Source organism: Pseudoduganella sp., assembly GCF_041914865.1.
GTDB lineage: Bacteria > Pseudomonadota > Gammaproteobacteria > Burkholderiales > Burkholderiaceae_D > Rugamonas.
Genome location: NZ_JAYSCO010000018.1, coordinates 56,617 through 70,704, shown reverse-complemented (window position 1 = coordinate 70,704; position 14,088 = coordinate 56,617). Strand labels below are relative to the sequence as shown.

At 66.8% G+C, this 14,088-nt stretch carries 11 protein-coding genes; 2 read left to right on the top strand and 9 right to left on the bottom strand.

The features are described from left to right. Positions 1-6 precede the first annotated feature (6 nt). Positions 7-438, bottom strand: coding sequence for a type II secretion system major pseudopilin GspG (gspG, locus tag ACE3TQ_RS11075; RefSeq protein WP_374582216.1), 432 nt, complete (start codon positions 436-438; stop codon positions 7-9). A gap of 334 nt (positions 439-772) precedes the next feature. On the opposite strand from gspG, the gene ACE3TQ_RS11070 reads away from it, so the two are divergent. Beyond that, positions 773-1,513: an NF038120 family PEP-CTERM protein gene (locus ACE3TQ_RS11070; RefSeq protein WP_374582215.1), complete on the top strand. Its 741-nt coding sequence runs from the start codon at positions 773-775 to the stop codon at positions 1,511-1,513. A gap of 21 nt (positions 1,514-1,534) precedes the next feature. Then, a complete protein-coding gene (locus ACE3TQ_RS11065) occupies positions 1,535-4,720 on the top strand; it encodes a S8 family serine peptidase (RefSeq protein ID WP_374582214.1) in 3,186 nt (1,061 codons plus the stop codon). 48 nt (positions 4,721-4,768) lie between these two features. On the opposite strand, the gene ACE3TQ_RS11060 is transcribed toward ACE3TQ_RS11065, so the two are convergent. From ACE3TQ_RS11060 to ACE3TQ_RS11025, 8 genes are all read right to left on the bottom strand, one after another. Then, a complete protein-coding gene (locus tag ACE3TQ_RS11060) occupies positions 4,769-5,140 on the bottom strand; it encodes a hypothetical protein (protein ID WP_374582212.1) in 372 nt (123 codons plus the stop codon). A 65-nt stretch (positions 5,141-5,205) separates the two neighbouring features. Next, entirely contained in the window at positions 5,206-5,889 is a 684-nt protein-coding gene (locus ACE3TQ_RS11055; protein WP_374582211.1) for a LuxR C-terminal-related transcriptional regulator, read from the bottom strand. Further along, the gene (locus tag ACE3TQ_RS11050; protein ID WP_374582210.1) at positions 5,883-6,578 is read right to left on the bottom strand and encodes a winged helix-turn-helix domain-containing protein; all 696 of its coding nucleotides are present in this window, start codon (positions 6,576-6,578) and stop codon (positions 5,883-5,885) included. Before ACE3TQ_RS11050 ends, ACE3TQ_RS11055 begins: the two co-directional genes overlap by 7 nt. Positions 6,579-6,766: 188 nt before the next feature. Next, positions 6,767-7,363 (bottom strand): NF038129 family PEP-CTERM protein, encoded by a 597-nt coding sequence (locus ACE3TQ_RS11045; protein WP_374582208.1) that lies wholly within the window; start codon positions 7,361-7,363, stop codon positions 6,767-6,769. Positions 7,364-7,381: 18 nt separating this feature from the next. Next, the gene (locus tag ACE3TQ_RS11040; RefSeq protein WP_374582207.1) at positions 7,382-10,360 is read right to left on the bottom strand and encodes an ExeM/NucH family extracellular endonuclease; all 2,979 of its coding nucleotides are present in this window, start codon (positions 10,358-10,360) and stop codon (positions 7,382-7,384) included. 114 nt (positions 10,361-10,474) lie between these two features. Continuing rightward, a complete protein-coding gene (locus ACE3TQ_RS11035) occupies positions 10,475-11,461 on the bottom strand; it encodes a TIGR03790 family protein (RefSeq protein WP_374582206.1) in 987 nt (328 codons plus the stop codon). 22 nt (positions 11,462-11,483) lie between these two features. After that, complete coding sequence (locus ACE3TQ_RS11030) at positions 11,484-12,899, bottom strand: mannose-1-phosphate guanylyltransferase/mannose-6-phosphate isomerase (protein WP_374582205.1); 1,416 nt, start codon at positions 12,897-12,899, stop codon at positions 11,484-11,486. 37 nt (positions 12,900-12,936) lie between these two features. Further along, complete coding sequence (locus ACE3TQ_RS11025; protein ID WP_374582204.1) at positions 12,937-14,076, bottom strand: sugar phosphate nucleotidyltransferase; 1,140 nt, start codon at positions 14,074-14,076, stop codon at positions 12,937-12,939. Positions 14,077-14,088: the final 12 nt, after the last annotated feature.

Sequence of the window (14,088 nt, the reverse complement as noted above, 5' to 3'; positions counted from 1 at the left end):
GCAGCCTTACTGCGAGCTGATATCGGCGTTGTCAGCCTCGCCGCCGGCCTGGCCATCCTTGCCGAGCGAAGTGATCTCGAATTCCGCCTTGGCGCCCGGGGCCTTGTACTGGTAAGGGCGGCCCCACGGGTCGGGCGGCACACCCTTCTTCAGGTAGGGGCCGTTCCATTTGGCGCCGGCGGTGGGCGGCGCCGCCAGCAGCGCGCCCAGCCCCTCTTCCGTGCTCGGATAGCGGCCGACATCCAGGCGGTAGGTGTCGAGCGCCTTCTCGAATGCCTCGATCTGCGCCTTGGCGACCGTGACTTCCGATTTGCCGAGCTGGGAGAAATATTTCGGGCCGACATAGGCCGCCAGCAAGCCGATGATGACGATCACCACCAGCAGCTCAAGCAAGGTGAAGCCTTTGCTGGCTTTGTCGTGAATCCTCGCTGCAAACATCCGTACTACCTCCGCCTTTTATAGAACGGCAAAGGCTACCACGCAGCTTTAGGTTTCGACAATTTTTTCTGCAGTGCGCGCAGCGCACCCGCCGCAGCCGCCCGTTCCCGTTTGATTGTTGTCAAAAGTGTCGCGAATTTTTCACAAGTCGATACATGTCGATCCGGCACTGTTGTCATAGGCGCTACCGAACTTTATTTGATTTTCCCTCAATAAAATTAAATAAATATCATTGAATTATTTGCATCTGATAGCGCGAGCATTGCTATATTTCTTGCAACCTGTACAACACAGGGAAGTCGTTTTCGATCACATAAAAGCAAGGGAACGCATCATGCAACGCCACCTCACCCGTATCAAAACCCTGGCCTGCGGCACACTGCTGGGCGCCGCCGCCCTCCTCGCCGCTCCGGCCCACGCCAGCCTGGCCTCCTTCGAAACCTCGCCGCCCAAGGTCTACGACCACGGCCAGACATTCCAGGACGGCGCCCTCACCTTCACCGCCCAGCTTGCGACCTACCTGCAGGAAGCCGGCTTCAGCGAAGGCCTGGGCGGCGTCGTGCTCGACAGCGGCAACCCGAACAGCTGCGGCGCCGTCAACGACTGCCCGAGCGGCACCACCGGCAATTTCTACGCGGGCGTGAATGACGGCTCGGTCAACGTCGAGCGTGCCGGCGGCTTCTATGCCCTGCGTTCCCTGCGCTTCTCCTTCTTCACCCCGATCGGCGGCATCGACGACGGCAGCTACGGCCAGCTGGTGCTGACCGGCACCACCACCGACGGCCTGACCGTGACCCGCAGCGCCGACTTCGCCGGCCAGGACAACGATGGCCACTTCATGTTCTCGACCTGGACCCTGGACGACGACTTCGCCGCCCTCAAACTGAGCAACCTGAACATCAGCGCCTGCCTGTTCGATGGCAATGGCGGTTGCTACAACATGGCCGAGTGGGCGCCGTTTGCCGCCCAGTTCGCCATTGACGACCTGCAGGTCGACATCCCGCTGCCGGGTTCGGCGCCGCTGCTGCTGCTGGGCCTTGCCGGCCTCGCCGTCCTGCGCCGCCGCGCCCACTAATCGCCGAAAGAGGATAAACGAATGAAACTGCGACCATTAAGCCTGGCCGTCCTGGCTGTCCTGTCGGGCCTGGCGGCCCACGCCGGCGCCGACGAAGCGCGCCACTCCTACATCGTGCAGCTGGCCGACGCGCCGGTGGCCAACTACGCCGGCGGCGTGAGCGGCCTGCCCGCCACCAAGCCGGCCTCCGGCAGCCGCCTCGACATCACCGCCCAGGATGTGCAGAACTACATTGCCTACCTGGACCAGAAACAGAACAACGCCGCCGCCCTGGTGCCGGACGCCCAGATCGTCCACAAGTACAAGCTGGTGCTGAACGGCTTCTCCGCCCGCCTGACCGATGCCGAAGTGCGCGCGCTGAAGAAGTCGGGCGCCGTGGCCAACATCACCGCCGACGAAGGGCGCAGCCTGGACACCAACTTCACCGCCAAGTTCCTCGGCCTGGACAATGCCGGCGACGGCCTGTGGACCAAGCTGGGCGGTAACGACAAGGCCGGCGAGAACATCGTCATCGGCATTATCGACGGCGGCATCTGGCCCGAGCACACCTCCTACGCCGACCGCATCGACGGCCAGGGCAAACCCACCTTCGACGTTGGCGGCACCCTGGTCTACGACGCGCCCGCCAACTGGAACGGCGCCTGCGAAACCGGCCAGGGCTTCACCAGCGCCCACTGCAACAACAAGCTGATCGGCGCGCGCTACTTCAACGCCGGCTTCATCGCCAGCGGCCGCCAGCTGCACTGGACCGACTTCGTCTCGCCGCGCGATTCGCTGGCCGGCGCCGAGGGCCAGGGCGGCCACGGCACCCACACCTCGACCACCGCCGGCGGCAACTTCGGCGTGATCGGCAACCAGGGCGGCATCAGCCTGGGCACCATGTCGGGCATGGCGCCGCGCGCCCGCCTGGCATCGTACAAGGTGTGCTGGACCTTCCCCGACCCGACCAACCCGGACGGCACCGGCAGCCGCAACACCTGCTACCAGTCCGACAGCGTGGCCGCCATCGACCGCGCCGTGGCCGACGGCGTGCATGTGCTGAACTTCTCCATCAGCGGTTCGCAGACCAGCGTGATGGACCCGGTCGAACAGGCCTTCTTCAACGCCGCCGCGGCCGGCGTGTTCGTCGCCGCCTCCGGCGGCAACAACGGCCCGTCCAACGCCGTGGCGCACCTGTCGCCGTGGCTGACCACGGTGGCCGCCTCGACCCATAACCGCAGCGGCTCCAGCAGCGTCACCCTGGGCAACGGCGCCTCCTACAGCGGCGCCTCGTTCAACCAGTCGCCGCTGCCGGCCACGCCGACCATCCTGGCGCGCAATGCCGCCATGAAGCCGTACGCCGAGCTGAGCGCCGCCGACCAGGCTGCCGCCCGCCTGTGCTACACCGCGGCCGACCGCACCACCTATGGCGGCGGCCCGGACGGCGCGCTCGACCCGGCCAAGGCCAGCGGCAAGGTCCTGCTGTGCGAGCGCGGCAACAGCGCCCGCGTCGACAAGTCGCGCGCCGTCAAGGAAGCCGGCGGCGTCGGCATGATCCTGATGGATACCTCGGCCGCCCAGGCGCCGGTGGCCGACCTGCACAGCGTGCCGGCCGTGCACCTGAACTTTGCCAACGGCAGCGCGGCCCGCGCCTGGATCAACGCCAACCCGAACGGCACCAGCAGCATCGCCAAGGCCGAAATGGTCAGCAGCAGCACGCCGGCGCCGCAGATGGGCAGCTTCTCCTCGCGCGGCCCGAACAAGCACAACGCCAACATCCTGAAGCCGGACCTGACCGCGCCAGGCGTGGACATCCTGGCCGGCGTCACGGCCGACTACCTGACCCAGGCCGAGCGCGATGCGATCGCCAACGGCACCCTGGTGCCGGAAGCGAAATGGGCCAGCTACAACGGCACCTCCATGTCGAGCCCGCACGTGGCCGGCCTGGCCGCCCTGCTGCGCCAGGCGCACCCGACCTGGTCGCCGGCCGCCATCAAGTCGGCCCTGATGACCACCGCCACCCCGACCTTCAACGACGGCCAGCCCGGCATGGCCAACGGCACCCTGCCGTGGGGCCAGGGCGCCGGCCATGTGCGTCCCAACAAGGCGCTCGACCCGGGCCTGGTGTATGACCACGGCCCGGTCGACTGGGTCCGCTTCATGTGCGGCATCCCGGGCACCCTGCCGGCCAGCACCTGCGCACCGTTCGGTTCGATCGCGCCGTACAACCTGAACCTGCCGTCGCTGACCGCGGCCGCCGTGCTGGGCAAGCTGACCCTGACCCGCACCGTGACCAACGTCGGCAGCCAGACCTCCACCTACAACGCCACGGCCAGCCTGCCCGGCTTTAACGTGGTGGTCAGTCCGGCCACGCTGACCCTGGCGCCTGGCGCCAAGGCCACCTTCACGGTCAGCCTGACCAATACCAGCACGCCGGCCAATACCTGGTCCTACGGCAGCCTGACCTGGTCCGACGACGCCGGCCACGTGGTGCGCAGCCCGCTGACCGCGCGCCCGACCATGATCAGCACGCCAAGCGTGGTGTTCAATGAAGCGGCCACCGGCAGCACCTCCTTCACCTTCGGCAGCGGCTTCACCGGCACCCTGGTGGCAGCCAAAGGCGGCCTGAAAGCGGCCGTGCGCAGCGACGCCACCGTGGGCCAGGATACCTCCGGCGATGGCGGCCTGGCGGCCTGCCAGGCGGGCGGCAATGCCGGCGTCAAGGTGCACCAGGTGGCCGTGCCGGCCAATGCGCTGGTGGCCCGCTTCTCGCTGTTCGACGTCGACACCTCGGGCTACAAGGCCGGCGAGCATGACGACCTGGACCTGGTGGTGCTGAACGGCGCCGGCAGCCTGGTCGGCAGCAGCGGCGGCGCCACCTCGAGCGAAGTGGTGACGCTGAGCCAGCCGGCGGCCGGCAACTACAAGGTGTGCGTGGTGGGCTACAAGCCGTACGGCGGCAGCTCGGACTACACCCTGTCCTCCTGGACCGTGGCCAAGGATGAGACCGCAGGCAACTTCAAGGCCAGCCTGCCGCCGATGGTGTTCACCGGTGCCACCGCCACCGTGGCCGCGTCCTGGTCCGGCCTGGGCAGCGCCAAGCACCTGGGCGCGGTGCAGATCACCGCACCGGGCGGCGCTGTCGCCACCACCCTGCTGGAAGTCGATACCACCGTGCCGGTGCCGGAGCCGAGCGTGGAACGCACGGTCGTGAACCGCCGCGACTAAGCGGTATCCTGTCCTGCCAACGCCGCGCCTGGTGCGCGGCGTTTTTTTTTACTCCAGCGCCGCCGCGCCGTTGCCCAGCTGGCAGCGGCCGGCGCGGCACAGGGCGCCCGGATCCATCAGGTAGCGGCAATCGCTGACCAGGCCGCTGGCCTTGTTGGCCGCCTCGCGCTCCTTGCGGTAACGCTCAGCCAGCGCCTGCACCTTGTCGGCGCTGGCCTTGGCCGTGGAATACGCCATATACGCCTCCGGCCCGCCGCACGACTTGGCGCCCAGCGCCACCGAGCGGCACTGCTGGTCGCTGCTGCAGGCGGCGTCGCGCTCCAGGGCGCGCAATTGCGCCAGGGGTTCGGAGGCCGGCGGGGCGGCATGGCTGCAGGCGCTGGCGGCCAGGCAAGCCAGCAGGAAGGCAAGACATTTCATGGTGGGGACTCCCGATGCGAATGCCGCCATCATCGCCCCGGCGGCGCGCGCGGTCAATCGCGCCGTCAGCCAGGGGCCGGCGCGCTGCTGCGCGCCACCGCATGGGCGCGGTTGCTGACGCCGAGCTGGCGGTACAGGCGCTGCAGGTGGTTCTTGACGGTCAGCGCGCTGATGCCCAGCAGCAGCCCGATTTCCTCGTTGCTCTTGCCTTCGCGCAGCCATTGCAGGATTTCCGCCTGGCGTGGCGACACGGCCGGCAGCGGCGCCGGCACGGCCAGCGCGCCCGCCATGCGCTGCATCACCAGGTGCAGGTAAGGCAGCAGCAATTGCAGCAGCCAGCTTTCGCGGAAGCCGGCCGGCGCCGGCATGCCGAGCAGCACGAAGGCGCTGCCGCCAGCGGCCAGCGCGCCGCTGCCATGCACCAGGCCGTGCCCCATGGCGCCGGCCTGCAAGGCCAGCGGCTGGGCGCCGCCCTGCTGCCATTGGCGCAGCCAGGCCGGCACCGGTCCTTGCACCGGGTCGCACAGCAAGGCGCGTTCACTCGGCGCCAGCACCGTGCCGTGCAGGCACTCGACCTGGCGCGCCCGCCCCTGCTGGTCCAGCTGGATGCACAGCAGCACCCCGTGCGGCAGCAAGGTTTGCAGCGCCCCCTGGCTCCACAGGAACAGTTCGCGCTGGCTGGCGATGCCGTGCGCGCCATCGATGGCGTGCAGCAGGTACTCCTGTTCGCGCGCGTTCGGGTTCAGCATGCGCTGCCGGACTGGAAACGGTAGCCGCTGCCGCGCACGGTCTGGATCGCATCCTGCAGCCCGCTCGGCTGCAGGGCGCTGCGCAGGCGGCCGACATGGGCATCGACCGTGCGCTCGTCGAGGAAGACATGGCTGCCCCACACCTGGTCCAGCAATTGCGCGCGGCTGTGCACGCGGCCCGGATGGTGCATCAGGTAATTCAGCAGGCGGAACTCGACCCGCCCCAGGTTCAGCTGGCGGTCGCCCGCCGTCACGCTCAGGGTATGCGGGTCCAGGCGCAGGCCGGCCACCTGCAGCGCACCCGGCATGCCGGACGGGCGGCGCCGGCGCAGCACCGCATGCAGGCGCGCGATGGTTTCGCGCGGCCCCAGCGGCTTGCAGATGAAATCGTCGGCGCCGCTCTCCAGCGCCAGCACCTTGTCCTGCTCCGCGCAGCGCGAGCTCAGCATCAGGATCGGCAACTCGCTGGTGGCCGCCGCCGCGCGCCAGCGCCGCACCAGCCCCAGGCCGGACAGGCCCGGCAAATCCCACTCCAGCAACACCGCTTCCGGCAAGCCGCGCTGCAGTGCATCCAGGGCGCTCAAGGCATCGCCAAAGCACTGCACCGTATAGCCGGCCTGGCCCAGGTTCTGGGCCAGTAATTGCTGCACGGCGGGGTCGCTGTCGATGACAAAGATGTTGAAGGACATGGCGAAAAACGCAGATCGATATGAGGAAAACTATGGATCATGCCAAGTCCTGGACACTAATACAATTTTATTTCGCCATTCATATTTAATCGGAATAAATGCCCGGTTTCGCTCTGCTGCATGCAAATGAAAAGGCACCGCGGGAGCCGCAACTCCCGCAGTGCCTGTAGCATTTATGCAACCGCGTTTCAGGCGCGGCGCTGGCGGCGCGCGAAGCCCAGCATCAGCAGGCCGAGGCCGGCCAGCGCCAGGGCGCCCGGTTCCGGTACCTGGGCCACGCCGACGTTGGCAGCCTGCACATCAGCCAGCGCGCCTGCTTCGCCGTTCGACAGCAGCTGGTAGCTCAGTTCCAGCAGCGAGCCGCCGATCTGCTCTTCCTGGTCATCCAGCGCAAAGATGCTGAAGGTCGAGAAATCGAGCGCCGAGGCATCGCCTTCAAACGTCAGCAGGAAGCTGAACACGCCGCCGAAAGTGGCCTTGTAGTACACGTCATTGAAGCCGGCGCTGTTCAGCAGCTGGAAGCCGCCCGCCACGGCGCTGGCATCGTTCATGGTGTCGAAGTTGGCCGGGTCCAGGTCGAAGCCCTGCAGATTGCTCATGGTGGCGGTGACCGGGCCGGCATTGCCGGAACCGCTGAACACGAAGTCCAGGAAACCGTTGCTGCCCACGCCATACTGCTTGGTATCGACCGACACCAGGTACATGGTGCCGGCGGCCGCCTGGCCAGCGGCGCCCAGGGCCAGCACCAATGCCAGGGTGCGCAGGATGTGTTTAAAGAGTGTCATTGCTTGTCCTTTTGATCGTTAGAACGAACCGCTCAGCACTTGCGGCACATAGTTGATGGCGGCCTTGGCCGGATTGTTGAACTTCACCTGGAAGCTTACTTGCGCGCCGCCAGCCAGCGACGGCGCCACGGTGATGTACGGCACGCCGTTCAGCGTCCCGGTCGCATTGGCCAGGGTCACGCCGGCCGGCAGGCCCGGCACCAGGTAGTGCACGGGACCGGCCAGTGCCGCGCCGTTATTCGTGAGCCAGACATTGCCGGTGGCGGTGCTGCTGCCGCGGCTTTGCACCAGGCCGGCGCGCTGCACCAGGGTGCTGGCCGTCACGTCCTGGTAGGTCGCGTCCAGGTTCAGCGCGACCACCACCGGATCGTGGTCCGAGGCGCGGTACGGCAGCGCGCTGTACAGCGCCAGCGCGGAGGCGTTCTTGTCCTCGAAGTTATAGTCCAGCACCTCAGGCTCGTCCGCATTCACGTTCCACTCGGTGGCGCCCGCCACCTGGCGGCTCAGCGAGGCGCTGGCCAGCGCGTGGTCCAGGTAGCCGCTCTCGCCGCCGAACACATACGAGTGCGGCATGGTGTGCGGACGCACGAAGCGCTCCAGCTGGTTCTCAAAGCCGGCATTGGTCATGATCTGGATCGGGTCTTCCATGCCGTAGGAGTTCATGTCGCCGATCAGCAGCACGTCCTCGTCGCCGGCCGCCGCCTTCACCTGCGGCACGAATACATTGACCAGCTGCTGCGCCTGCAGCATGCGGTCGCCGTTATAGCAGCTCTGGCCGTCGCCCTTGTCGGCGTTGGCGCCGCTGGCGCCGGAGCAGCGCTTCGATTTCAGGTGGTTGACCACCACGCTGAACTTCGCGCCGTTGCCGGCCTTGAACGCTTGCGCCATCGGCGGACGGTCGTTGACCGCATCGGCATCGGCCAGCGCATTGCCGACCAGGGACAGCTTGCCCGGTTTGTAGATCATGGCGACGCGGATCGCATCGGTGCCGGTGGCGGCCGGCTTCGGCACCACCGCGTATTCGGTCTTGCCGTAGGCCGCGTTCAGTGCGTTCACCAGGTAGCCGGCGGCATAGTCGCCGTTGTTCTGGATTTCCATCAGGCCCACCACGTCGGCATCGATCGCTTTCAGCTGGGCGACAATCTTCTCGTGCTGGCGCTGGAATTCCTGCATATTGTTGGCGCCGCGGCAGTTGCCGGCCGCGACCTTACCGCCCAGCATGCAGCCCTGGCCGGACGCGCCGGTCACATCCTTGCCATCGACGAAGGTGGTGAAATAGTTCAGCACATTGGCGCTGGCCACGCGCACATTGCCCACCGCGATTTCCGGCGCTTCGGTGCGCGGATTGCTGCGGTGGAAGACTGGCGTCTCGGTCGGCTGCAGCTTGAAGCCGGCGCCGCCGCTGCCCAGCGCGCCAAAGTCCACCACGCCGGTCAGGCCGCTCACGGTATCGCCGGTACGCACGGTGCCGCCGTCGAACACATAGGGCACGGTGGCCGGGGTGACGAAGATGCCGTCATCCAGGGTGATCATATTGGCCGCGTTTTCCGCCGCCAGGGCAATCGCCTCGGCGCTGCGCGGCGCGTAGCGGTTGGTCGGGATTTCGCGGCGGCCGACGGCCAGGGTCAGCTCGCCACGGCTGGCCAGCGATTCATTGGCGTTGACGGTCAGTTCGCCGCTGAAGCGCACCAGCATGCCTTCCACATCGGCCAGGCGGGTACCCAGCAGGCTGACCGGGGTCGGCGTGATGCTGTAGCCGCTGCCCTGCCCCACCACCGAGGTCACATTGCTCAATTCGGTATAGGAACGGGTCGCACCACCCGGCTTGTATTCGACCACGGTGCCGGCCACGCGCACCAGGTCGCCGACCGACACCGTTACCGGCGAGGCGCCCATGTACACGAACATGCCGTCCGAGGTGGTCGGGTCGCCGTCGCCATTCAGGTCCTGGATGAAGAAGCCGCTGCCCACCTTGGCCGTCACCACGCCTTCGGTGGTGATCTTGGCGCCGGTGAGCGGGCTGGTCGCGCCCGCACCCTGCACCTGGTACACCGGCACCACGGTGCCGGCCGCCAGTTCCACGGTCAGGTTTACGGTGCAGCTGGCATCCTGGCCCTGGTCGTTGCTGAACTTCACGGTCACCGGATAAGTGCCCGCCGCCACATTCGGCGCGGCCACGAGCGCCACGCTGGCGCTGCCGCCAACACCGGCGGCCGGGGTCAGCTGGCCCAGGCTCAGGCCCGGCACCGCCGCCGACGTCACGCTGGCGCCGTTGACGATGCCGTCAGCATCGGAAGCGGACAGCGCGATGCTGCCGCCGCTGCCATAGGTCAGGGTGGCGCTGGCCGGGCAGACCGGCACGATCGGCTGCACCGGCACGCCGCCGCAGGAATTCAGCGGCGAGGCCAGGTTGCGCGGCAGCGGCGCGGCCGAGGCGAAGTCGGCGCCATTGTTGTCGCTGTCGGTGCAGCCGGCGTTCGCGCGCAGCAGGGCCGACTGGTTGTTGGCCATGGCCACCGCGCGCGCACTCTCGAACGCGCTGGCGGTGCTGCCCCAGCCCAGGAAGTCTTCCACATCGGTCATGGCCGGCGTGCTGCCGCTCAGGGCAGCCGTGGCGCGCACCAGGGCCAGCTTGCCGGCCGCGATCGCCATGTTCAGCGGGTTGCGCGCCGGGTCGTTGCCCTCCACCGGCAAGCCGCCGTTGTTACCGCCCTGCTCTTTCAGCAGGATGTACTGGCCCGCTTTCAGCGTCACCGCCGGCAGCGTGTGCACGGTCCAGCCGGTGCCGGCCGCGCTGGCGTACTGGACGCTCCAGCCGCCCAGGTTCACATCCTGGGCGCTGCGGTTGAACAGCTCGACATAGTCGTTGGCATAAGTCGCCTGGCTGTTGCCGCCGCCGGCGTAGATTTGGCTGATGACGACGTTGCCGGCGGTGGCCGGCAGGCATGCCAGCATGGCCGCTGCCGCGACCAGGCGCAGCCCGAATTGCTTTTTCATATGGAATACCCCAGAAAATATTTACAAAAAGGAACTTTTTGTTGTTGTTTGCATATTAACGGGTTGATATGACTACTTGGTGACAGGCCATTAGTCCGAACGGACTAATGCAATTCAGCGCGCATATGGCCGCGCCAGCGGATCTCCTATGAACAAGCCCTGCGCCGGCCACGCCACGCTGCGCCAATACGCTTCGATCGCGCTGGCGCCGTTGAGGTAATGCTGCAACAGGATTTGCGGATGGGGGAACTTCTGCCAGTGGTTGCACGGTTCGCTGACCGTGCCGTAACTGGCGGTGGCGCCCGCCTCCAGCCAGCGCAGGCTGCTCATCTGCGCATTGCCCAGCAGATCGCCGCCGTACGAGGTCAAATGGTCGGCCAGCGCGCCGGGCAGGAAATGCAGGCTTTCCAGCCGGGCCACGCGCGCCATGCCGGTCTGGTACAGCATGACGTCCTGCGCCCCTTCCAGCACATCCTGGCGCAAGGTGTGGATGGTGAGCTTGTACGCCGGCAGCGCGCCGCTGGGCGGGAAAAAACGCGCCCGGCTGTTGCGCGTGCTTTCGCTGGTGTGCAGGAAGTAGGCGCCGGCGCGCGGCACGCGGAAACCGGCCGCCTTGCCGCGTTCGGCCACCGCGCGCGCCACATCGGCCGGTTCGGCCGGCAGCAGCATCGACAGCCGCATGCCGGGCGGCAGCACGCTGGCGTTGAAGTACGGGTTCCTGCGCCCCGGCGCGCAGCTGCGCTGGCACTGGCCGGCGTCGAAGCCCAGGGTATATGCGGCGGTCAGGCTGTTGCACTCGACCGCGTAGGGCGCGGTCCAGGCGAACAGCACGGCGCGCACGTCCGCCCCGGCCGGGCCGCCCAGCTGGCGCTCGATGTCGCCCTTCAGGCGCGCAAAGGCCGCGGCGTCGAGCCGCTGCGGGCGGCCATCGATACGGACATGGGCGATATGCGCCGGCGCGATGTTGCGCAGCTGCGCGTAGTAGGCGCCCAGCGCCACGCTGGCGGGGTCGGCGTCGTTGACCACCAGCGCGAGCTGGCCGGGGCCGATGGGAGCAGAGGGAGGAGGAGACTGGGCGCGCGCCCCGGCTGCAAGCAGCATGAGCGCGCCAAGCAGGCAGCGCTTAGGCGCGCTGGTAGACATCCTCGAAGCGGACGATATCGTCCTCGCCGAGGTAGCTGCCCGACTGCACTTCGATCAGGTGCAGCGGCAGCTTGCCCGGATTTTCCAGGCGATGGCTCATGCCGATCGGGATGTAGGTCGATTCGTTCTCGGTCAGCAGGGTCACCTTGTCGCCGCAGGTCACGCGCGCGGTGCCGCTCACCACCACCCAATGCTCGGCGCGGTGGTGGTGCATCTGCAGCGACAGCTTGCCGCCCGGGTTGACCGTGATGCGCTTGACCTGGAAGCGGTCGCCCATATCGATGCCCTCGTAGCAGCCCCACGGACGGTACACCTTGGTGTGGTGCACGTGCTCGGTGCGGCCGTTGGCCTTCAGGTGGTCCACCACCTGCTTCACGCGCTGCACCTGGTCCTTGTGCGCCACCAGCACCGCATCGGCCGTTTCCACGATCACCAGGTCCTGCACGCCGACCGCCGCCACGATGCGGCCCTCGGCGCGCACCAGGCAGTTGCTGGCGTTATCGGTATACACGTCGCCGCGCGTCACGTTGCCGTTGGCGTCGGCCTGCTGCACTTCCGCCAGCGCCGACCAGGAACCGACGTCGTTCCAGCCGATGGATGCCGGCACCACCACCGCATGCCTGGTGTGCTCCATCACCGCATAGTCGATGGAATCGGATGGGCAGGCGGTAAACGCTGCTTCGTCCAGGCGGCAGAAGTCCAGGTCGCGGTAGCCTTTGCTGACCGCTTCCTCGCTGGCCTTGGCCATCTCCGGCTGGAACTGCGCCAGCTCCTGCAGGTAGGACTCGGCGCGGAACAGGAACATGCCGCTGTTCCAGAAGAAATTGCCGGCATCGACAAAGCCCTGTGCCGTCTCGCGGTTCGGCTTCTCGACGAAACGCGCCACCTTGAAGCAGCCGTCGACGGCCAGCTTCTCGCCGCTCTGGATATAGCCATAGCCGGTTTCCGGCGCCGTCGGCACGATGCCGAAGGTCGCCAGGGCGCCGCTTTCAACCTGCGTCGCCGCGCGCTGGATGGCCGCGTAAAACGCGTCCACATCCTGGATCACATGGTCGGCCGGCAGCACCAGCATCACGGCCTGCGGGTCGATCGCTTTCAGGAAATGGGCGGCGGCAGCCACCGCCGGCGCGGTATTGCGGCCCACCGGCTCCAGCACGATGCCGAGCGGGTTGATGCCGATTTCGCGCATCTGCTCGGCCACCAGGAAGCGGTGTTCGTTGCCGCACACCACCAGCGGCGCCATCATGCCGTCGCGCCCGGCCAGGCGCAGCGCCGTGTCCTGCAGCATCGTCTTGTCCGTGACCAGGGGCAGCAATTGTTTCGGCAAGGCCGCGCGCGACAGGGGCCACAGGCGGGTGCCGGCACCGCCGGACAGGATGACGGGATAAATTTTCATATCTTTTTTATATGTATTCTGAGGTATTCGAGATTATCTATTTTACAACATCTTCTGCCGGGCGCCGCACGCCCCGGCGATCGCGCGCATTCGACCAGCCACCGCACTCGGCCTGCGACACATGCCGCATTTCGCCTGCGCGGTCGACACTATAATCCTTAAAGACGATCAATTCGTCGAGCGTAACGTCTGGTAACACTCGAGTATATTCGAACAAAACGCTGCGTACTACCCGCGCCCCGCTGCACACGTGGCTGCCGTGCCCGATCCAGGTCGGGCCGATAATGGTTGCGCCGGCCTCGATCTGGCAGCCGGAACCGATATAGACCGGTCCCACGATGCGCGTGCCGTTCCAGTCGATCCGGGTATTCAGGCCGACCCACACGCCCTCCTCCACCTGCACCCCGGGCACGGTCATATTGCCGATGCCGCCGGTCAGCACCCCCTGCAGCACCTCCCAGTAATCCTTGACGCTGCCGATGTCGATCCAGTTGAACTTGCGCGTCTGGCAATAGAACGGCAAGCCGCGCTGGGCCAGCAGCGGGAACAGCTGGGAACCGATATCGAACACTTCGCCGGAAGGAATCAGGTCGATCACCTCCGGCTCGAACAGGTAGATGCCTGTGCTGGCGCAGTTCGACTTGGCGTCGGCGCGGGCCGGCTTTTCCTGGAACTCGCGCACCCGGCCATCGGCATCGCTGACCACCACGCCGTAGCTGCTGGTCTTCTCCCACGGCACCTCGCGCGTGATGACGGTCGCCATGGCGCCCTTGCGGCGATGTTCGTACAGGGCCGATTTCAGGTCCAGGTCGATCAGCGCATCGCCGCACAGGACCACCACCGTTTCATCGAAGAAGCCGCCAAACTCCTGGATCTTCTTGATGCCGCCGGCCGAACCGAGCGGCTCCGGCACCACCTCGCCCTGGTTGTTGGTGTAGCCTTCGAACGAATAGCCGATCTGCACGCCGTACTGGTGGCCTTCGCCGAAGTACTCCTCGATCTTTTCGTGCAGGTAGCTGACGTTGACCATGATCTCGCTCACGCCGTGGCGCTGCAAATGCTCGACCAGGTAAGCCATCACCGGCTTGCCGAGGATGGGAATCATCGGCTTGGGCAATTCGTAGGTTAAAGGACGCACCCGCGTGCCTTTACCGGCCGCCAAAATCATTGCTTTCATTGGGTCTTCCTT

What these genes read in the sequence shown, in the direction of transcription:
- ACE3TQ_RS11035 (WP_374582206.1), bottom strand. Translation starts at nt 11,461, where the DNA reads ATGCTGCTTGCAGCCGGGGCGCGCGCCCAGTCTCCTCCTCCCTCTGCT.
- ACE3TQ_RS11070 (WP_374582215.1), top strand. Translation starts at nt 773, where the DNA reads ATGCAACGCCACCTCACCCGTATCAAAACCCTGGCCTGCGGCACACTG.
- ACE3TQ_RS11055 (WP_374582211.1), bottom strand. Translation starts at nt 5,889, where the DNA reads ATGCTGAACCCGAACGCGCGCGAACAGGAGTACCTGCTGCACGCCATC.
- ACE3TQ_RS11060 (WP_374582212.1), bottom strand. Translation starts at nt 5,140, where the DNA reads ATGAAATGTCTTGCCTTCCTGCTGGCTTGCCTGGCCGCCAGCGCCTGC.
- gspG (WP_374582216.1), bottom strand. Translation starts at nt 438, where the DNA reads ATGTTTGCAGCGAGGATTCACGACAAAGCCAGCAAAGGCTTCACCTTG.
- ACE3TQ_RS11040 (WP_374582207.1), bottom strand. Translation starts at nt 10,360, where the DNA reads ATGAAAAAGCAATTCGGGCTGCGCCTGGTCGCGGCAGCGGCCATGCTG.
- ACE3TQ_RS11030 (WP_374582205.1), bottom strand. Translation starts at nt 12,899, where the DNA reads ATGAAAATTTATCCCGTCATCCTGTCCGGCGGTGCCGGCACCCGCCTG.
- ACE3TQ_RS11065 (WP_374582214.1), top strand. Translation starts at nt 1,535, where the DNA reads ATGAAACTGCGACCATTAAGCCTGGCCGTCCTGGCTGTCCTGTCGGGC.
- ACE3TQ_RS11050 (WP_374582210.1), bottom strand. Translation starts at nt 6,578, where the DNA reads ATGTCCTTCAACATCTTTGTCATCGACAGCGACCCCGCCGTGCAGCAA.
- ACE3TQ_RS11045 (WP_374582208.1), bottom strand. Translation starts at nt 7,363, where the DNA reads ATGACACTCTTTAAACACATCCTGCGCACCCTGGCATTGGTGCTGGCC.
- ACE3TQ_RS11025 (WP_374582204.1), bottom strand. Translation starts at nt 14,076, where the DNA reads ATGAAAGCAATGATTTTGGCGGCCGGTAAAGGCACGCGGGTGCGTCCT.